Source organism: Methylophilus medardicus (assembly GCF_006363955.1).
GTDB classification, from domain to species: Bacteria; Pseudomonadota; Gammaproteobacteria; order Burkholderiales; family Methylophilaceae; genus Methylophilus; species Methylophilus medardensis.
In genome coordinates, this window is the sequence record NZ_CP040948.1 from 2,472,705 (window position 1) to 2,494,064 (window position 21,360).

The 21,360-nt window shown below is 48.8% G+C and carries 13 protein-coding genes, 2 tRNA genes and 3 rRNA genes; 3 read left to right on the plus strand and 15 right to left on the minus strand.

The window, feature by feature from the left end; all coding sequences use genetic code 11:
- Positions 1 to 37: 37 nt before the first annotated feature.
- Positions 38 to 433, plus strand: coding sequence for a diacylglycerol kinase (locus FIT99_RS11770; protein ID WP_140004453.1), 396 nt, complete (start codon positions 38 to 40; stop codon positions 431 to 433).
- Positions 434 to 539: 106 nt separating this feature from the next.
- Here the strand turns inward: FIT99_RS11770 and FIT99_RS11775 are convergent, their stop codons facing one another.
- From FIT99_RS11775 to FIT99_RS11840, 14 genes are all read right to left on the minus strand, one after another.
- Positions 540 to 3,560 carry a bifunctional diguanylate cyclase/phosphodiesterase gene (locus FIT99_RS11775; RefSeq protein WP_140004454.1) on the minus strand — a complete coding sequence of 1,007 codons (3,021 nt, stop codon included), beginning with the start codon at positions 3,558 to 3,560 and terminating at the stop codon, positions 540 to 542.
- Positions 3,561 to 3,985: 425 nt separating this feature from the next.
- On the minus strand, positions 3,986 to 6,013 hold the full coding sequence (locus tag FIT99_RS11780) for a TonB-dependent receptor (RefSeq protein WP_140004455.1): 2,028 nt from the start codon (positions 6,011 to 6,013) through the stop codon (positions 3,986 to 3,988).
- A 100-nt stretch (positions 6,014 to 6,113) separates the two neighbouring features.
- Positions 6,114 to 6,428: a hypothetical protein gene (locus FIT99_RS11785; RefSeq protein WP_140004456.1), complete on the minus strand. Its 315-nt coding sequence runs from the start codon at positions 6,426 to 6,428 to the stop codon at positions 6,114 to 6,116.
- 120 nt (positions 6,429 to 6,548) lie between these two features.
- A complete protein-coding gene (gene truB, locus FIT99_RS11790) occupies positions 6,549 to 7,448 on the minus strand; it encodes a tRNA pseudouridine(55) synthase TruB (RefSeq protein WP_140004457.1) in 900 nt (299 codons plus the stop codon).
- A gap of 6 nt (positions 7,449 to 7,454) precedes the next feature.
- Positions 7,455 to 7,811, minus strand: coding sequence for a 30S ribosome-binding factor RbfA (gene rbfA, locus FIT99_RS11795; protein ID WP_140004458.1), 357 nt, complete (start codon positions 7,809 to 7,811; stop codon positions 7,455 to 7,457).
- Positions 7,811 to 10,519, minus strand: a complete 2,709-nt coding sequence (gene infB / locus FIT99_RS11800) for a translation initiation factor IF-2 (RefSeq protein WP_140004459.1) — start codon at positions 10,517 to 10,519, stop codon at positions 7,811 to 7,813. The genes rbfA and infB overlap by 1 nt, the downstream gene beginning before the upstream one ends.
- Positions 10,520 to 10,586: 67 nt before the next feature.
- Positions 10,587 to 12,053, minus strand: coding sequence for a transcription termination factor NusA (gene nusA, locus FIT99_RS11805; protein ID WP_140004460.1), 1,467 nt, complete (start codon positions 12,051 to 12,053; stop codon positions 10,587 to 10,589).
- 39 nt (positions 12,054 to 12,092) lie between these two features.
- Entirely contained in the window at positions 12,093 to 12,581 is a 489-nt protein-coding gene (gene rimP / locus FIT99_RS11810; RefSeq protein ID WP_140004461.1) for a ribosome maturation factor RimP, read from the minus strand.
- 487 nt (positions 12,582 to 13,068) lie between these two features.
- Positions 13,069 to 13,182 (minus strand): 5S ribosomal RNA (rrf, locus tag FIT99_RS11815).
- 288 nt (positions 13,183 to 13,470) lie between these two features.
- Positions 13,471 to 16,355 (minus strand): 23S ribosomal RNA (locus FIT99_RS11820).
- Between the two features lie 382 nt (positions 16,356 to 16,737).
- Positions 16,738 to 16,813: transfer RNA gene (locus FIT99_RS11825), tRNA-Ala, on the minus strand.
- A gap of 9 nt (positions 16,814 to 16,822) precedes the next feature.
- Positions 16,823 to 16,899, minus strand: a tRNA-Ile gene (locus FIT99_RS11830).
- Between the two features lie 87 nt (positions 16,900 to 16,986).
- Positions 16,987 to 18,525 (minus strand): 16S ribosomal RNA (locus FIT99_RS11835).
- The 16S, 23S and 5S rRNA genes sit together here with 2 tRNA genes alongside, the layout of an rRNA operon.
- Positions 18,526 to 18,887: 362 nt before the next feature.
- Positions 18,888 to 19,211 (minus strand): cupin domain-containing protein, encoded by a 324-nt coding sequence (locus FIT99_RS11840; protein WP_140004462.1) that lies wholly within the window; start codon positions 19,209 to 19,211, stop codon positions 18,888 to 18,890.
- Positions 19,212 to 19,316: 105 nt separating this feature from the next.
- Between FIT99_RS11840 and FIT99_RS11845 the strand changes: the two genes are divergently transcribed.
- Together FIT99_RS11845 and FIT99_RS11850 are read left to right on the plus strand one after the other, a co-directional pair.
- Positions 19,317 to 20,273, plus strand: coding sequence for an L-threonylcarbamoyladenylate synthase (locus tag FIT99_RS11845; RefSeq protein ID WP_140004463.1), 957 nt, complete (start codon positions 19,317 to 19,319; stop codon positions 20,271 to 20,273).
- Positions 20,274 to 20,347: 74 nt separating this feature from the next.
- Entirely contained in the window at positions 20,348 to 20,710 is a 363-nt protein-coding gene (locus FIT99_RS11850; protein ID WP_140004464.1) for a hypothetical protein, read from the plus strand.
- 113 nt (positions 20,711 to 20,823) lie between these two features.
- Here the strand turns inward: FIT99_RS11850 and ssb are convergent, their stop codons facing one another.
- Positions 20,824 to 21,354, minus strand: coding sequence for a single-stranded DNA-binding protein (ssb, locus tag FIT99_RS11855; RefSeq protein ID WP_140004465.1), 531 nt, complete (start codon positions 21,352 to 21,354; stop codon positions 20,824 to 20,826).
- Positions 21,355 to 21,360 lie beyond the last annotated feature (6 nt).

Below are 21,360 nucleotides of genomic sequence, written 5' to 3' on the forward strand. Positions count from 1 at the left end.
CATGTTAAAATTTGATGTCGCTTTTTAGAGATAATCCATGCAAAACAATCCCTCCTCCGGCCACGAAGAAAGCCCCTTTAAAGGCAAAACTGGCCTCCGTCGTCTCGTCAATGCGTTTGGTTATTCGATGGATGGCTTTAAAGCCGCCTATCAACATGAAGATGCCTTTCGCCAAGAAGTGTGGCTATCCTTAGTGTTGATTCCATTGGCGTTTTATCTCGAAGCCGAGGCCTTGAATCGCATTCTGATGGTAGGCAGCGTGCTACTGGTGATGATTGTAGAGTTGCTGAATTCTGCCGTAGAGGCGGTGGTTGACCGCGTTTCGATCGAACGCCATGCACTGGCCAAACGCGCCAAAGATATTGGCAGCGCCGCCGTATTGCTGGCGCTCGTTAATCTGGCTGTCGTATGGTCATTAATCGTTTTTAATTAGCGGCTTTAAACGCACAGCAGCTTGGCAAATACGCTGGCTGTGCACAGTCTTTTGCATCCCCTACTGTCAAGCGTCAAGCGCATGGTTTTAATCAGCATGGCTCTAATTAGCCTATGGCGGATTGAATGCAGGCTTCAAACGTATCAATGGTCACGGGTTTGCTAAAAAGGTAGCCTTGATACAGGTCACATTCATGCTGCTTTAAAAACAGGTGTTGAAATTCAGTTTCAACGCCCTCGGCAATGACCTCCATGCCCAGATTGTTGGCCATGCCGATGATGGTCTGCACAATAATCGCATCCGTCGGCTTAACGCCCAGATTACGCACAAATGACTGATCAATTTTCAGTTGATCGAGGGGCAACTGCGTCAAATAGGCCAAAGAGGACTGCCCTGTGCCGAAATCGTCCATCGCAAAGCGTACCCCTATTTTTTTCAGCGCATGCATTTTCGAAACGGTATCTTCAATATCGTCTAGTACCAGACTTTCAGTCAGTTCAAACTTGAGCCTTTCAGGCGCGATCATGAATTTTGCTATCGTTTTGCTCACTTGTTCAACAAAGTTTGCCTGATAAAACTGTCGGGCGCTCACATTGATGGCCAGTTGCAAATGACGGGTGCGTGCACTTTTCGCCCACAGATGCAGTTGCACACAAGCACTTTCGAGTACCCATTGACCAATCGGTAAAATTAAGCCCGTTGCTTCGGCTAACGGGATAAAAGCCAGCGGCGAAACGACCCCGTGCGACGGATGCACCCAGCGAATGAGTGCTTCTGCGCCAATCACTTGCGTTGCATTGTTGACCTGCATTTGGTAATAGAGCTCAAATTGATCTTGCGCCAACGCATAGTGCAAATCATGCTCTAAAGCATTGCGAGCATCCAACTCCACTTGCATGGCCATGTCATAAAAGCGGTGCGTATTGCGCCCGGCACTTTTTGCGGCATACATGGCGCTATCTGCTCTGGCCAGCAATTCATCCACGGTATGTTCCTCCCCACAAAATAGGCTAATGCCGATGCTCGCGGAGGTGGAATAGCCATACCCCTCTAACAAATAGGGCTGACTCATAACCGCTAGTATTTTTTCAGCGACTGTTTTTGCTAAAGCGGCAGACTGGTGCGGGTCTTGGTCAAGATTTTCCAAGATCAAAATAAATTCATCCCCGCCTAAGCGGCCCACCGTATCACCATCCCGCAGGCAGTCTTGCAGCCGACGGGCGACTTGTATCAATAGCAGATCGCCAATGTTGTGGCCTTTTGTATCGTTGAGCAACTTGAAATGATCAATGTCCATAAATAGCACCGCGCCATAAATCACACATCGCGCTTGCAAGGCAATGCAGTGCTGTAGCCGCTCATACAGTAGCCGGCGATTGGGCAGGTTAGTTAAGGGGTCATAATAGGCTAGGGCATGTATTTCTGCCTCGTTCTGCTTGATTAAAGATAGATCAGAATGTGTACTGACATAGTTGATAATTTCGCCAATTGCATTGCTGACGGCGCTGATTGTCAGCCAAACCAAATGCTCTTCACCATTTTGGCGCCGGTTCCATATTTCGCCGTGCCAGAAACCCTCCCCATACAAAGACTCGCGGATGGCTTGATAAAAACTGGCATCATGCCTGCTAGACTTAAGCACACTGGTTTTGCGTCCGACGATATCCTCTGCTTGATAGCCCGTTTGTTGCATAAAGGCTTTGTTGACCCGCAGGACGATATGGTCAGCATCGGCTACAATGATGCCCTCCTGCACTTCAAATGCGGTGGCCGCGATTAACAGCTCTTTTTCAATCGCTTTTGCATGCGTGATATCGCGAAAATACCACACCCGGCCATAGTACTTCCCAGCCATGCTTTTGATGGGCGCGGAATAGCGATCAATGATGCGACCGTCCTTCAATAAAAGCTCGGTACGGCTATTCTCATCACGATGCGAGAATAAATAGTCAATACGTTTAAAAAATGCATCTAAATCAATCACCTGTGAAAATATCACCCGCATCAGCGGCGCATCTAAAGCATGCTCGGTGATATTCGCCTTGAGTTGCCAAAGATCCGCAAAACGTCGGTTATAGGCAATCACTTTATGGTATTGGTCGATCACCAAAATACCATCCAGTGAGGTTTCTTGCTGGGTTTGCAAAATAGTATTTTTAAACTCAATATCCTGACTATTTTTCACCCTTTCGTTCTCGAGTAAGAAATTATCCATGGCAAAACTAATATCCCCAGCCATTTCAGAGAGCAGGCCGCGCGCATCCAAATCAAAGGCATCCAGTTCTTTGGCATACAGCACAAAGACACCGATGGCTTTGCGCTGTTGATAAAAAGGGAGAGATGCAAGGGATTTCCAACCGATCTGCGCACCCAGTGCCGCCCAGTGCATGGTATTCGGGTCACGTATAAAATCCTGACACCAATACGGTTGATGTTCTCTTAGCGCGATACTGGAGGGACCATGACAAGCCGGGCTATCGACATCAATTGAAATTTTAAGGCCTTGCACCAATGCGCAATCCTTACCTTCACAGGCGATCAGCCGGATATCGCCAGATGCATGATCGAGTAACCCTACCCAAGCCGTCATCATCCCGCCGCTCGATACGGCGATGTTGCAGATTTCATTGAACAGTGCCTGCTCGGTTGCTGAATGGATGATGGCTTTATTGCAGCGACTCAGCGCGGCATACAGTTGTGTCAGTCTCTGGGCTCTAAATTCAGCCGCTTTGCGCTCGGTGATATCACGAATATTGCATTGAATTACGGTAAGCCCCTCACAGTCATAGGCATTACTGACGAACTCTACCTGAATATGCACCCCTGACTTGGTAATGAGCGGCAAGTCTTCGTAGCGCACAAAGCCTCGCGTTTGCAACTCGGCAAACATCTCTTTGCTCTCTTGGATATCTGAGAATGGGCCTACCTGCCAAAGTTTTTTACCTAAAAATTCGGCATGCGTATAGCCAAGCAGTTTGATTAGAAAAGGGTTTACATCTTCAATCTGTGCCGTCGCAGCATTCAACAGCAATATGCCATCTTGCGCAGTTTCAAACAGTCGCCTGTAACGGCTTTCTGACACACGAAGCGCATCTTGTTGCGCCGCTTGGCTGCATTCGGGAGACATCTCAGCCGCCGCCCGTCGAGCGCGTCATCGGCGCATCAGCACGCGGATGCATCATGGCGAAAAAGTAATCCACGCGACGGCGGCTGACCTAGCTACAGACTTGATCAGGCCGTTTATAAAAAATTCCATCATTGATTTTGGTGATGCTCGCCTTTAAAAACCGCTAATCGCAGGTCGATGATTGCACAACAATGCGCTGTTGCATTGCTGGCAAAGGCTCATCAAATACATGACCTGATGAGAGTGACGCAGTAGAAATTAGCATCATCTACATGGGATGTATGTTCGGTGAGAAACTTAACGAGTTGCCGCGCGCGCAGCGATCCCCCACGCCCTCAAACAAAGCGGGGGCGGGGGAGCATCGCAGGCGTCAATATTTGAGAATCTTTATAATCAGATGATGGGGCTGAATAGGTTTATTGCGATTAAAAATCCGCTCTAGCACCCAACAGAATTGAACGTGCGCCCGCTGGTGAAATATCTTTTAAGAAAGATGCATGCTCACGGATTTCATCATTCAAGAGGTTATTGGCTCTCGCAAACAACTCAACGTGATACTTGCCCGGTATTTTGTAGGCGAGCAAGGCACTGAGATTGGTATAACCGTCTGTTTTCAATTCATTTTCTGCCACATCGTTTTGCTTAAAGGCATGCAAGACATCCATGCGTGCGTTCCAGCTGCCCAAATGGTAATCCAGGCCCCCGCCCAAGCGCAACGGTGAGATTCGTGGCAAATAATCGTTATTTCGCGTGTCTTTCGCATGGACATAGTCACCTCTGACTTTGAGTGCCCAAGCGTCGTTTAGCGCAAATTTCCCCTCTAGCTCTAAGCCTTTGAATAAAGCAGGGACCGCTCTAAATTCCGCTTCAGGTAAGAGATCACCATCGACCGCCACCTCGTTGCCGGTGTTGAACAAACCGATAAAGTTTTTAAACTTGGTAGCGTATGCCCCCAAAGTCAAACTATGGCCACCAGATTTCCATTTCAATTGGGCATCGATCCCATTGGAGCGTTCTTTTTTCAGTTGCGTGCTGCCCACTTCAAACTGACCGGTCGCAATGTGCGCACCATTGGCATATAGCTCAAAGTAACTCGGCGCACGCTCGTTATGCGACAAATTAAACGTCGCATTCCATTGGTCATTAATGGCATACAATCCGCCCAAGGCAAAGCTGTTCGGGTTAAACCGCTGACTCTGGCCAGCACCAAAATTGTCACTGTCTGCGGAGTTGACAGTGGTTTCTCCGCTGCGACCACCAAATGTCACCTTATGTTGGCCGATGGCAAGCTCTTCATACACATACAAAGACTGGTCTTGTGTCACCACGCCCGGGACAAAGGCCTCTTCACCTAATGCTTGAAACCGCGTATTTTGAAATTGATATCCCAGCACACCATTCATGCCAGCCAGGGGAACGTGCGTCGCCTCCAAGCTGCCTTGCATACCTCGGTTTTTAAAGGTCGTGCCGACTGCACCATCTTCAAGTTCGACGTGTTGATAATCCGTGTGCGCCATACGTAATTTGATCTTTTGGATCGGCCCATTTAGGGCGCGCAGCTCACCGGCCAATTCGAGGCGTTTATTTTGCATGTCGATGCGAACACTTTGCTCAGCGACGGTACCGTAGTTATTGTTCGAGTCGGCATAAGACAAGCCAAGGTAGCCTGTATCAAAAGTCCATGCAGCACCCAATGCACCGCCATTCGACAATGCATCACTGTTGATTAACTTCCCTTTGTTTTCGCGGGGGGTTCCGTCTGCCTGGCTTTTGCGTTTCGACACCGCATAGCCAGGAATGGTCAAGTCACTGGTTTCACTGCTATAAATATCCGCATGCATGGCAAACTGGCCATTGCCCACATCCACCACCGCTGCCCCATTGCGCGTATTATCTGGCCCGCCAAAGCGTGCCTCGGCACGGCCCGTATAACCATCGAGCGATTCTTTGGGAATCCGATGGTCAATGGCGTTGACCACGCCGCCCATTGCACTGCCGCCATACAACAAGGCTGCAGGTCCACGCACCACATCAATTTGCTCAATAATGAGCGGATTAATGCCCACGGCATGATCAAAACTGAGCGAGGAGGCATCCAGCACGCCAACACCGTTTTGCATGATTTTGACCCGCTCACCATCCAGACCACGGATAATGGGTCGCGAGGCATTTGGGCCAAACTGCGTGGCCGTGACCCCGGGAATCCCGTTCAAGGTTTCGCCCAAGGTCCCCTGACGACGCAGACTTAACTCTCGCCCACCCATCACGGACACCGGCACCACCATATCGTCCGATGCAACGCCTAACGGGTTGCCTGTCACCGGGACTTCATCCAAATTAACCTGCGTGCTTGGCTCGGCCGCCATCACCGGCGTGCTTAAAGTGGCTACGATCGCTATCCATAGCGGTTTTTGACGCCAACCACGTGGCGCCACAGATGTGTGCATATTCATTTTTGATTCCAGACAAGTTCGCTCCAGCGCATATGGGCGCTGTAGACAGCATCATTAATCACCGTAGGTCGCAACGCTGCGACTTTAGGTAGCGTAAATATTAGGCTGGAGTGTTGACTGGTGGAGCGCGAGCAGAATAAACCGCGAAGCAAGGGCTCAGTACTTCGATCCCTGCGACGGTTAATGGTGGGCTATTAACGGTCGGTGGCAATTGCCACTGTGGCGTATGCGTGAGTGCACCGGCGGCATGCGCGATGCTGATACATAAAGCACAAGGCTCATTGCCTTGTTTTTTGTCTGGCTGCGACTGCTGCGTCAGCTCTTTAATATGGCTGATTTCATGTGTAGCAATGCCCGTTTGCACCATGGCAAACAGCAGGGACATCACAAAATAAACATAAAACCGTTTTAACATAATAATTATATTATCATAAATTTATGACAAGAAAATGACCCGACAACCGAACCAATTAAAGCGATGGAGATGTGATCGAAGCGCTAGAGAGGTGAGCATCCCATGCATTTAAAATTGGGTTTAAAGATTTACGACGCGTTTCGGCGCGATACGGCCATCGCGTTGCTGTAAGCCAACCCCTAAAAACAATCCGGCCTCGCTATAAATACGCAACTCACTATGGGGAATCGCCCCCGACATCCACACCGGATTGCCCTGCTTAAAATAATAAGCAGCGTCTTCTGGTAATAGAATTTTCGGCAAGGCCGCAATCGCGGTATCGACAGGCAATAGCAGTGCATCCCGCTGCGCGTCTGTCATCGAAGCCAATGCGTCAATGCTGATCGCCTTTGCAATTTGATAAGTCGCCGTCGCCGTGCGGCGTAGTGCAGTTAAATGCGCACCGGCTTGCAAGGCATTGCCAATATCTTCAGCCAACGTTCGGATATACGTCCCCTTGCTACAACATACCTCAATCTTGGCATGATTGTCGGCACATTCAAGCACGCGCAAGGCATGAATGGTTACTTGTCTGGCCGCCCGCATTAACTCCACGCCATCGCGCGCGTAGGCATACAAAGGTTTGCCGTTCACTTTTAAGGCGGAATACATCGGTGGCACTTGGCTGATTTCGCCCATAAATTGCGGCAGCACCTGTTCAATATCGGCCAGTGAGACATGGCAATCGACCTGTTGGATCACCTCACCCTCAATATCGCCAGTAGTGGTGCTTATACCAAACCGGATATCAGCAATATAGGTTTTGTTTTCATCGGTCAAATATTGCGCAAATTTGGTCGCTTCGCCAAAACAAATCGGCAATACGCCAGTCGCTAGTGGGTCGAGCGTGCCGGTGTGACCGGCTTTTTCTGCTTGATACAACCATTTGACCTTTTGTAAGGCCTGATTGGATGAAAAACCGTAGGGCTTGTCGAGCAACAACACACCATGGACGGCGCGTTTAATGCGTTTGAATTGCATGGCGCCTTACTCTTGCGCGGGGGTGTCGGACAAGGCCTCATGGATGAGTTTGTCCATATGCATGCCGCGGTCTATCGATTCGTCATAGACAAAATGCAATTGTGGTACGGTACGGATCATCATGCGCTTGCCCAATTGCGATCGCAAAAAGCCAGCCGCTTTTTCAAGCCCGGCTTGTAAGCCCTTGCTGTTTTTCTGCGCCGCATAAAACACTTTGGCATGCGCCATATCACCCGTCACCTCCACTCCGGTGAGAGTGACCATTTGCACGCGCGGGTCTTTGATCTCAAACATGAGCAAATCCGCCAATTCACGGCGCATTTGCTCAGAGACACGGTCATTTCGGGAAAATGCTTTAGCCATTACAGGGTACGCGCCACTTCCACCACTTCATAGACTTCTAGAATATCGCCCACTTCGATTTCGTTGTAATTTTTGAGTGACAAACCACATTCAAAGTTGTTTTTAACTTCTTTGACGTCATCTTTAAAGCGTTTCAGAGAATCCAATTCACCCGTGTGAATAATGACATTGTTACGCAACACACGCACTTTAGAGTTACGTTTCACCGAGCCATCTTGTACATAACAACCAGCGACCGCACCCACTTTGGAGATTCGATAGACTTCGCGGATTTCTACCGTACCAATCATTTGCTCTTTCTGCTCTGGTGCTAGCATGCCACCCAACGCAGCCTTGATCTCATCGACCGCTTCGTAAATGATGTTGTAGTAGCGCAAATCGACATCTAAGTTTTCGACCAGTTTACGGGCACCGGCATCGGCACGCACGTTAAAGCCAATCAATACCGCCTTAGAGGCCGCGGCCAAGTTGACATCTGATTCGCTAATAGCACCCACAGCGGTGTGAATGATATTGACTCGGACTTCGTTGGTAGACAATTTTTGCAAACTAGTGGTCAACGCTTCGAAAGAGCCTTGTACATCTGACTTCACAATCAGGTTCAGGGTCTGCACTTCACCTTCCGCCATTTGCTCAAACATATTCTCAAGTTTGGCGGCTTGTTGCTTGGCCAGTTTCACATCGCGGAACTTACCTTGACGGAACAGGGCAATCTCTCGTGCTTTACGCTCATCATTCAATACAATGGTTTCTTCGCCGGCACTTGGCACATCAGACAAGCCCAATACCTCTACCGGAATAGAAGGGCCTGCTTCTTTAATATCATTACCGTTTTCATCCAACATGGCGCGTACGCGACCATAAGCAGTGCCAGCCAGCAACATGTCACCACGGCGCAGAATCCCTGACTGAATCAGCACAGTAGTCACCGGACCACGCCCTTTGTCCAAACGGCCTTCAATCACCAAGCCTTTTGCTGGCGTATTTTTCGGTGAAGTCAGTTCCAATACTTCTGCTTGCAGCAGCACCGCTTCAAGCAACTCGTCAATGCCTTTACCTGTTTTAGCAGACACTTCACGGAACATGGTTTCACCACCATATTCTTCAGGCACCACTTCATGCGTGATCAATTCATTTTTAACACGATCTGGTTGCGCTTCTGGCTTATCGACCTTGTTGATCGCAACCACGATAGGCACATTACCGGCCTTGGCGTGGTGGATCGCCTCAATCGTTTGTGGCATCACACCATCATCGGCAGAAACCACCAGAATCACAATATCCGTAGCTTTTGCACCACGCGCACGCATCGCTGTAAACGCCTCGTGACCCGGGGTATCGAGGAAGGTCACCATACCACGTGGTGTTTCTACGTGATAAGCACCAATGTGCTGCGTAATGCCGCCTGCCTCGCCTGAAGCCACTCGACTGCGACGAATATAATCCAACAGCGACGTTTTACCATGGTCAACGTGACCCATGACGGTCACCACCGGCGGACGCGATTCCATCACGGCCTCAACGCTCTCGGTCTCTTCCAAGAAGCTCTCTGGGTCATTGGCAGCGGCAGCCTGAGCCTTATGGCCCATTTCTTCGACCAGAATAATGGCCGTGTCTTGATCTAGCACCTGGTTGATCGTGACCATCATGCCCATTTTCATCAACGCCTTGATTACCTCAGCCGCTTTGACTGACATTTTATGCGCCAGATCTGCGACTGAAATTGTTTCAGGCACCATGATCTCTTTGATCAACGGCTCGGTTGGTGCATTAAATGCGTGCTGGTCATCCTTGCTGGGTTTGTGGTGTTTGCCCTTAGGACTGCGCCAGCCTTGCGCGGCACCAGCGGCGGCATCCCCACGCGTTTTAATGCCACGCTTCTTGTTCTCGTTGTCAGTCCAATCACGGTTATCCGTTTTGGCTTTTTTGTCTTTGGTTTCTGGTTTATCCGTAGGCTTATTGGCCGGCTTGTGTAAAGTGCCTTCAGATAATTTGGTTGCCACCGGTTTATTTTTTGCAGCTTCGGCTTCGGCTTGTCTTTTGGCTTCTTCTTCTGCACGGCGCAAGGTCAGCGCTTGTTTACGTTGCACATCTTCGGCTTGCAAAGCAGATAATTTAGCTGCGCGTACCGCCTCATTTTCACGTAGAGCGATCTCTTGCGCGGATAACACTGCGCCTTTTTTCGCAACTACTGGCGCTTCAACCACAGGAGTAGCTTCAACCACTGGCGCTGCGACAGGTGCTGGCTCCGGTTCCGGCTCTGGCTCAGGTACGACCTCAGGAATGACTTCAACCACCGGTGCCTCAGGCACGATTTCTTCAACTTCAACAGGCAATGCCTCAGCGACTTCGGGCAAGGCTTGTTCAACCTCATCAAAGGCAGCTTCTGCGGCGGGTTCAAAACCCATTTCAGGACGTTCAAGCACGCGCTTTTTACGCACTTCGACTTGAATGGTGCGCGCTTTGCCAGAACTATCGAGTTTTTTGATCTCGGTATTCTGTTTACGCGTCAAAGTAATCTTGTTTTTGGGGGCATTCGCCGCACCATGCTCTTTACGCAAGTAATCTAGCAAGGCAGCCTTGTCACCTTCTTCCAAAAAATCATCCACAGACGTTTTATTAACGCCTGCGCTTTTCAGTTGCTCGATGAGCAGAGTCGTTGGAAGACCCAGCTCTGCGGCAAATTGTGCGACGGTTGAAAGTGCCATGTACTGCTCCAGTTCAATTACTTTATTTTTTAATTAAGATGTATGCATGATGTCTTAACCGCATAGGTTACTTAAACCAAGGTGCACGTGCGGTCATAATTAATGCCTTCGCACGCTCTTCATCTATTCCTGTCAACTCCACCAACTCATCGACTGCGAGCTCTGCCAGATCTTCACTGGTATGGATTTCGCTGGCGGCGAGTTTATGGGCGGTATCCGCGTCCATGCCTTCCAGTGTCATCAAGTCGTTGGTGTCTTCTTCGACCTTCTCTTCTTTGGCAATGGCTTCGGTCAACAACGCTGCACGCGCCCGCGCACGGAGCTCATTGATGGTGTCTTCATCGAATGCTTCGATTTCAGACATCTCTGCCAATGGCACATAAGCAATTTCTTCTAATGTGCTAAACCCTTCTTGTACCAAAATGTCAGCCACTTCTTCATCCACGTCCAGCTTTTCAATAAACAGCTGGCTGATTTTGGCATACTCATCCTGACTTTTTTGCGCAGCAGCTTCTTCTGTCAGGATATTTAGATTCCAACCTGTGAGCTCTGAAGCCAGACGCACGTTTTGACCGTTACGACCAATCGCCACTGCCAATTGCTCCTCATTCACCACCACGTCCATACTATGTGCATCTTCGTCGACCACGATAGATGTCACTTCAGCCGGGGCCAAGGCGTTAATCACAAATTGCGCAGGATCCATGCTCCAAAGCACAATGTCTACACGCTCGCCACCGAGTTCAGACGTCACCGCCTGCACACGTGAACCGCGCATCCCTACACAAGTCCCAACGGGGTCTAAACGCTGATCATTGGTTTTGACCGCAATCTTAGAGCGCAAACCTGGGTCACGTGCAGCAGCACGAATTTCAAGTAAACCTTCTTCTATCTCTGGCACCTCTAACTCAAACAAGCGCTTGAGAAAATCTGGTGCGACACGGGATAAGATCAACTGCGGACCACGGCCCCCGCGATCAACGCGTGACAAATAAGCACGCACGCGGTCACCCACGCGCAAGTTTTCCTTTTGGATCATGGCCTCGCGCGGCAATAAGCACTCGATACGACCGACTTCAATGATCGCATTGCCCTTCTCCATGCGCTTAATCACGCCAGTGACCAAGCTTTCACCACGCGCCAAAAAGTCTTGAATCATTTGCTCACGTTCGGCTTCACGGACTTTTTGTAAAATCACCTGCTTGGCTGCTTGCGCGCCAATCCGACCAAATGAGATAGACTCTAAAGGCGCTTCGACATAATCACCGATCTGTCTACCCGCAGCCCTGTCATCCTCTTCATCAAACTGATAAGCGGAGCTTTCGAGCAAGTCGTATTCCACATACTGCCAACGTCTGAAGGTTTTATAATCACCGGTTTCGCGATCAATTTCAACGCGAATATCAGCGCCTTCTTCATGGTTTTTTTTCGTTGCCGAAGCCAATGCCAGTTCTAAAGCAGTAAAAATAACCTCTTTATCCACATTCTTTTCATGTGCAAGGGCATCAACCAACAACAATAATTCACGACTCATCGTAATCTCCAACTCACCGTACGGATTAGCTATAACAAATTAATCAAAGACAGGACTTAAACGCGCCTTGTCAATATTATCCAGCGACAATCTATAAACCCAGCCATCGCACTCTACTACTACTTTACCGTCTTCAACGCCCTGCAGCTGTCCCAAAAAAGTCTTTCTTGGTAAGCTAGTTGCAGTGGCCTTTGGGCCATCGTCTTGAATGCCAACACGCAATTTAATGAGTGCGCGCTCGCCAACAAAACGGATAAAATCGGCAGCCTTGCTTAATACTCGATCCAAGCCTGCAGATGAGACTTCTAAACGGTCATAGTCAATATCCAACTCAACGGTTAATACATTGCCAAGTTGATTACTGACCAATACACAGTCATCAATCGTAACGCTATCTTTGTTGTCTTTTGGCGTTAGCTTGTCAATAAATACCCGCAACAGCTTGCCACGGTTGGATGTTTCAAAATCCACCAACTCATATCCCAATTGGGTCACTGTCTTTTCAACTACCGAATGCAAATTTTGCATACGCACCCTTAAATCAAAACGTAACGTCCAAAAACAAAAAATGGGCCTAACGCCCATCTATCAAATTGATTATACCAAATTTCCGTTTATATTCAAAGCCAGACATACACGCAAGCCGTATTAACAAGTGAATAGACCAAGGCAAGGATAATGCATTGAAACATGCACCTGCGTCTTAATAGCCCAGTCGGGTCAATGACAGCGGCAAGCGAGTCTTTTAATATGTTTCTACGTTAAAAGAATAATTAAATTCAAAGCAAGAAATACCGTATTCATACAGTAGGACAGATTTCATGGCAGTCTATTTTGATTTATCTAAATAGACTTTAACAACCCGGTGCTTGCACCGGGTTTTTTTCTACCTGTTACACAGGTTTATTTGCTATAGCTATTATTTGTTCTGCTAGCAAAACTGGTTGGCATGAGTTGCTGTGTGTAACGAGCAATAAAAAACCCTCGACTATAGTCGAGGGTTTTTAGGATAGGAGCTTGGGGATGACCTACTTTCGCATACGAAGAGTACACTATCATTGGCGCAAGTTCGTTTCACGGCCCTGTTCGAGATGGGAAGGGGTGGTTCCAAACCGCTATTGTCCCCAAACATAACTGGTAATGTTATGCCTGACATATCTGTTGAGATATGTGACATTAAGCTTGCTGAGCCTCGTTTTTTCATGGCGTCAGCCTGCTTTAACAAATTGGAAGAAGTAAAGGATTCAAGCAGTCAAGCTTGCTTTCAATGGGATTTAGATCTCGAAACAACATTGTGTTTCTATATTTCTAGATGATTGCCAAATCATATTGCTTTGAACTACACCTCATGGATTTTCATCCTTTAGATTTTTTGTACCGTTTTCACGTTACATCATGGTCTAAGTTTTAAGGTTATAGGATCAAGCCTCACGAGCAATTAGTATCAGTTAGCTTAATGCATTACTGCACTTCCACACCTGACCTATCAACGTCCTGGTCTTGAACGACTCTTTAGCTGGCTTAAAGCCAGAGGCAAGTCTCATCTCGAGGCGAGTTTCACGCTTAGATGCTTTCAGCGTTTATCTCTTCCGCACTTAGCTACCCAGCTATACCATTGGCATGATAACTGGTCCACCAGAGGTGCGTCCACTCCGGTCCTCTCGTACTAGGAGCAGGTCCCCTCAAACTTGCAGCGCCCACGGCAGATAGGGACCAAACTGTCTCACGACGTTTTAAACCCAGCTCACGTACCACTTTAAATGGCGAACAGCCATACCCTTGGGACCGGCTACAGCCCCAGGATGTGATGAGCCGACATCGAGGTGCCAAACTCCCCCGTCGATATGAACTCTTGGGAGGAATCAGCCTGTTATCCCCAGAGTACCTTTTATCCGTTGAGCGATGGCCCTTCCATACAGAACCACCGGATCACTATGACCTGCTTTCGCACCTGCTCGACCTGTCCGTCTCGCAGTCAAGCAACCTTATGCCATTGCACTATCAGTACGATTTCCGACCGTACCTAGGTTACCTTCGCACTCCTCCGTTACTCTTTGGGAGGAGACCGCCCCAGTCAAACTGCCTACCATACACGGTCCCCAGTCCGGATTACGGACCTAGGTTAGAACCTCAACAACATCAGGGTGGTATTTCAAGGATGACTCCACGATATCTAGCGACACCGCTTCATAGTCTCCCACCTATCCTACACAAATCTTGTCAAAGTCCAATGTAAAGCTGCAGTAAAGGTTCATGGGGTCTTTCCGTCTAGCCGCGGGGAGATTGCATCTTCACAAACATTTCAACTTCGCTGAGTCCCGAGAGGAGACAGTGTGGCCATCGTTACGCCATTCGTGCGGGTCGGAACTTACCCGACAAGGAATTTCGCTACCTTAGGACCGTTATAGTTACGGCCGCCGTTTACTGGGACTTCAATCAAGAGCTTGCACCCCATCATTTAATCTTCCAGCACCGGGCAGGCGTCACACCCTATACGTCCACTTTCGTGTTTGCAGAGTGCTGTGTTTTTATTAAACAGTCGCAGCCACCTTTTCACTGCAACCCCATCGTGCTTCGAGAGTAAATCTCTACACACTACCGGGGCGCACCTTCTCCCGAAGTTACGGTGCTAATTTGCCGAGTTCCTTCTCCCGGGTTCTCTCAAGCGCCTTAGAATTCTCATCCTGCCCACCTGTGTCGGTTTGCGGTACGGTCTTATACAACTGAAGCTTAGTGGCTTTTCTTGGAAGCATGGTATCAATCACTTCGTCTGCAAGCAGACTCGTTATCACGTCTCAGTCTTAGCTCTCCGGATTTGCCTAAAGAACCAACCTACACGCTTGAACCGGGACATCCAACACCCGGCTGACCTAACCTTCTCCGTCCCCACATCGCATTGTATAGAGGTACAGGAATATTAACCTGTTTCCCATCAGCTACGCATCTCTGCCTCACCTTAGGGGCCGACTCACCCTGCGCCGATGAACGTTGCGCAGGAAACCTTGGGCTTTCGGCGAGGGAGCTTTTCACTCCCTTTATCGCTACTCATGTCAGCATTCGCACTTCTGATACCTCCAGCATTCCTCACAGAACACCTTCGCAGGCCTACAGAACGCTCTCCTACCATGCCATATAAATATGGCATCCGAAGCTTCGGTTACGTGCTTAGCCCCGTTACATCTTCCGCGCAGGACGACTCGACCAGTGAGCTATTACGCTTTCTTTAAATGATGGCTGCTTCTAAGCCAACATCCTGGCTGTCTATGCCTTCCCACTTCGTTTTCCACTTAGCACGTCATTTGGGACCTTAGCTGTCGGTCTGGGTTGTTTCCCTCTTGTCCACGGACGTTAGCACCCATGGACTGTCTCCCGTAATTGCATTTCTCAGTATTCGGAGTTTGCAATGGTTTGGTAAGTTCTTATGAACCCCCTAGCCATAACAGTGCTCTACCCCCGAGAATGATATACGAGGCACTACCTAAATAGTTTTCGGAGAGAACCAGCTATCTCCAAGTTTGTTTAGCCTTTCACCCCTATCCACAGCTCATCCCCAAATTTTTCAACATTTGTGGGTTCGGACCTCCAGTACCTGTTACGGCACCTTCATCCTGGCCATGGATAGATCACTTGGTTTCGGGTCTACACCCAGCGACTAATTCGCCCTATTCGGACTCGATTTCTCTACGCCTCCCCTATCGGTTAAGCTTGCCACTGAATGTAAGTCGCTGACCCATTATACAAAAGGTACGCAGTCACCCCCGAAGAGGCTCCCACTGTTTGTATGCATACGGTTTCAGGATCTATTTCACTCCCCTCCCGGGGTTCTTTTCGCCTTTCCCTCACGGTACTTGTTCACTATCGGTCGATATCGAGTATTTAGCCTTGGAGGATGGTCCCCCCATGTTCAGACAAGGTTTCTCGTGCCCCGCCCTACTTTTCGTTACCCTAGTTCCACAAACGGGATTTCGTATACGGGACTATCACCCACTACGGTCGGACTTTCCATTCCGTTCTACTATCGCGTCTGCTAAAAGTAACAGGCTATTCCATGTTCGCTCGCCACTACTTACGGAATCTCGGTTGATTTCTTTTCCTCTGGGTACTTAGATGTTTCAGTTCTCCAGGTTCGCTTTACTCTTCCTATATATTCAGAAGAGAATGACCTTACGGCCGGGTTCCCCCATTCGGACATCTCCGGATCAAAGCTTATTTGCCAGCTCCCCGAAGCTTTTCGCAGGCTATCACGTCCTTCATCGCCTGATATCGCCAAGGCATCCGCCATATGCACTTATTCACTTGACCCTATAACGTTAAAACCTAAACCCTTTTTAAATCTAGATTTCGTCGTGCATGAGACACGCGTTACAGGTAATTCTAAAGCACTATCAAACCTCGTTAGATTCGCTTACATCATCAATTTCTTAACAATGTAAACTTCTCAACTTGCGTTTAATATATTTATGATTTTGCAATCAATCGATATTATTTCCGGTTAAAAAATAATATCGCCCATTGAATATAAGTTGTCATCACACAACCTATATTCCTTTACTTCTTCCATTTTGTTAAAGAGCAGTCTTAGTTTATAAACTAACGTTTAAAAACTAGAAGCAAACATTTAATCAAACTTCAATTAATAACGCTTGCTTCTAATCTCTAAACCGCAACAAAGATACCAAAGCATTGGTGGAGGATGACGGGATCGAACCGACGACCCCCTGCTTGCAAAGCAGGTGCTCTCCCAGCTGAGCTAATCCCCCAATATTCGGTGGTGGGTCTGGTTGGGCTCGAACCAACGACCCCCGCCTTATCAAGACGGTGCTCTAACCAGCTGAGCTACAGACCCTAAGGCGGTTTGCCTAAATCTTTGTTGCTGCTTAATTTCAAGATGACTGATAAGAGTGAATGCTTGAAGCCGAGTGATCTTCTCTAGAAAGGAGGTGATCCAGCCGCACCTTCCGATACGGCTACCTTGTTACGACTTCACCCCAGTCATGAATACTACCGTGGTAATCGTCCCCCTTGCGGTTAGACTAACTACTTCTGGTAAAACCCACTCCCATGGTGTGACGGGCGGTGTGTACAAGGCCCGGGAACGTATTCACCGCGACATGCTGATCCGCGATTACTAGCGATTCCGACTTCATGCTCTCGAGTTGCAGAGAACAATCCGGACTACGATCGGCTTTCTGAGATTAGCTCCCCCTCGCGGGTTGGCAACTCTCTGTACCGACCATTGTATTACGTGTGAAGCCCTGGCCATAAGGGCCATGAGGACTTGACGTCATCCCCACCTTCCTCCGGTTTGTCACCGGCAGTCCCATTAAAGTGCCCAACTAAATGATGGCAATTAATGGCAAGGGTTGCGCTCGTTGCGGGACTTAACCCAACATCTCACGACACGAGCTGACGACAGCCATGCAGCACCTGTGTCCACTTTCCCTTTCGGGCACCTAATGCATCTCTGCTTCGTTAGTGGCATGTCAAGGCCAGGTAAGGTTTTTCGCGTTGCATCGAATTAATCCACATAATCCACCGCTTGTGCGGGCCCCCGTCAATTCCTTTGAGTTTTAATCTTGCGACCGTACTCCCCAGGCGGTCTACTTCACGCGTTAGCTGCGTTACTCATGGATTTTACTCCACCAACAACTAGTAGACATCGTTTAGGGCGTGGACTACCAGGGTATCTAATCCTGTTTGCTCCCCACGCTTTCGTGCATGAGCGTCAATATTATCCCAGGGGGCTGCCTTCGCCATTGGTATTCCTCCACATCTCTACGCATTTCACTGCTACACGTGGAATTCTACCCCCCTCTGACATATTCTAGTCTTGTAGTTTCAAACGCAGTTCCCAAGTTGAGCTCGGGGATTTCACATCTGACTTACAAAACCGCCTGCGCACGCTTTACGCCCAGTAATTCCGATTAACGCTCGCACCCTACGTATTACCGCGGCTGCTGGCACGTAGTTAGCCGGTGCTTCTTATCAAGGTACCGTCAGCCTCACACTTTATTAGAATGTAAGTTTTCTTCCCTTGCGAAAGAGCTTTACAACCCGAAGGCCTTCTTCACTCACGCGGAATGGCTGGATCAGGCTTTCGCCCATTGTCCAAAATTCCCCACTGCTGCCTCCCGTAGGAGTCTGGACCGTGTCTCAGTTCCAGTGTGGCTGGTCGTCCTCTCAGACCAGCTACTGATCGTCGCCTTGGTAGGCCATTACCCCACCAACTAGCTAATCAGATATCGGCCGCTCTTATAACGTAAGGTCCGAAGATCCCCTACTTTCCCCCTCAGGGCGTATGCGGTATTAGCTAATCTTTCGACTAGTTATCCCCCATTACAAGGTACGTTCCGATATATTACTCACCCGTTCGCCACTAATTCCCCTAGCAAGCTAAGGTTCATCGTTCGACTTGCATGTGTAAAGCATTCCGCCAGCGTTCAATCTGAGCCAGGATCAAACTCTTCAGTTTAATTCCTAACTATTACTTTTTACCTCTTTTTATCACTTGTGATAATCACAATTAATAAATCAAGGCGGTATTCGATTCGCTTATATCTCAAATTCATTTCAAGGTATGTGTGTAAAAAACACTGTACATACTTGTCATAAATCTAAGTGTAAAGCATTTGTATTTTCTGAGTTTCTACGCATTAAATGCGCTTCACTCAACTACAAACACCCACACTTATCAGTCATCCTAATTTTTAAAGAACATCAGCTTCTAGCTGTTTTCGTTACCGTTGTTGCGTAACGAGGTGCGCATTATATAGGGCTGAGCTTTGCGGTCAACCCCTATTTTTACCTTTTTACAGTTTTGTTACAAATTGATGATTATTTCGTGAAAGCAGCTTTTAGACGTAACCAAGTTTGCGTCACGACATTGCCATCTAAACGATAATGTTTGTGCAATGGTTGCTTCACCTCCCAGCTGACCTTTAGCCCAGCGGGGAACACCACAAAGTCACCTTTGCCAAAATGGACTGGCGCGCCGCCCACTGGGGTTGCTACGCATTCGCCTTCTAATATATATGCCTGCTCTTGCTCATGAAACGTCCAATCAAAGGTGGATACTTCTTTTTTCCAGGTGGGCCATTTGGCAACACCGAGATCCTTTAATTGTGTTTCGGCAGGATTGTGCTGAACTTGAATTGACATGCGGTAACTCCTTTGTCGAAAGCGCGCATTTTATAGGAAGCCGGCCTTTAGGAGTCAGCTCTTTACAGAGTAAAATAGATTTTTAATTATCATTTTGAGCATTTCATGCGTATCAACCAAGCCAATGCGATCGAATTATTGCTGCGAGGCGAGGTCGTAGCGATCCCGACCGAGACGGTGTACGGGTTAGCGGCCGATGCAAATAACGTGCTTGCCGTTGCTAAAATTTTTGCCACCAAACAGCGCCCAGCGAATAATCCGTTGATTGTGCATATTAGTAGTACTGACAAGGTATTGGATTGGGCAAGTACGTTTTCACCGCTGGCACAACGTTTAGCTGCGGCATTTTGGCCCGGCCCATTGACGTTGGTGCTTCCGGCACGCGCAGAAGTCTCTGCTGCGGTACGCGCAGGTGAACCGACAGTTGCACTGCGCGTGCCGGCGCACCCAGTGACGCTGGCTTTGTTGCGCGACAGTGGCTTAGGTTTAGCCGCGCCGTCTGCCAATCGATATACACAGCTCAGCCCAACCACCGCCGAACATGTAGAGTCTGGCCTCGGCGCGGATATCCCGGTGCTGGACGGCGGCGCTTGCCAGGTGGGCATTGAGTCAACGATTGTGAGTGTGCAGGACGACCACTGGCAGCTGCTACGTCCGGGCATGATAGATGTCGCAGCCATTACGGCGATTGCTGGACAGCCTGAAAGTACGTTGGATATCGCCCATACACCGAAAGCACCCGGGCAGCATCTGTTGCATTATGCGCCACGCACACCATGCAGGCTTTTTGATTCAAAATCGGCCTTAACGGCATATGCGCACAACAAACCGCAGGTCGCGGCTTTATTATTTGGTGATGGTCCGGCAATTACGCCAAGGGATATTCACCTACCGGCCGACCCGGCACAGGCAGCAGCGCATTTATACGCAGCACTACACACATTAGATGCTATGCAAGCCGAGCTCATATTGATTGAATCCCCCCCGGCGACCGCTGCCTGGGATGCCTTACGCGACCGATTACAGCGTGCAGCCCATGATCCGGGCAAGCAAAACGATTGAGTGTGCTGCGGATGGCTGGCACAATGGCTACAGTTTTTTACAATGTTCCTTAATTGAATACAAGATATCTCCCAATGAAAAACACCTATTCACATTTGACGATTGTTGTTGCTTCTATTTTTTTGTCTGGCTGCGCAAGTTTCGAGTTTCCGAACATGTTCGATAAAGGCAGCAAGGAAGTGCCTCGTTATGGCAAAGCAGCCGTGCATTATCAATGCGAGAACTATCAGTCGTTTGGGCTAAAACTCTCTGAGAACGGAGAAGAGGCATGGGTCATGCTCCCTGACCATGAAATGAATCTCTCGAGAGATGCTAACGACAAGCAGCTTTACCATTACGGCACCATGGATTTGCACTTAAACGGTGATCAAACCACGCTCGATGATAGCGATCATCTGCATCTCAAAGGCTGCAAGCCCGAGCGCGCTAAAAAGTAACGCCTGCGCACCGCTGAAAAAGGCAACGGCCAGCGGTAGAATGACAGCAATAAAAAAGGCCCTGAATCTCAGGGCCTTTTTTATTGCATCAATTACCTTTAATGAGGTGTTGATCAAAACGGAATATCATCATCGAAATCATCGAAATTACCTGCTGGCTTGCTCGCAGCAGGCTGAAAAGCATTACGGTTACCCGCTGCTGCATTGTTAGCGCCCATGGCAGCTGGTTGGCGAGGCGGGGCTTGGTTGTACTCATCCATACCGCCACCACCTTGATCCATATCGCCGCCTTCAAATGCAGTGCTGCCACCTTCACGGCCAGTGCCTAACATTTGCATTTGGTCAGCCACGATCTCGGTGCTGTAACGCGTCACGCCATCTTTTTCCCATTTACGCGTTTGTAAACGGCCTTCGATGTAGACCGGGCGACCCTTTTTCAGGTATTCGCCTGCAATTTCGGCCAGACGACGGTACATGACAATATTATGCCATTCTGTTTTTTCCTGACGCACACCGGATTTATCTTTCCAGTTTTCGGTGGTGGCGATACTGAAGTTGGCCACTGCCTCACCGTTTGGCATGTAGCGCACTTCAGGGTCACGCCCAAGATTGCCCATCAAAATCACTTTGTTGACTGATGCCATGGTGTC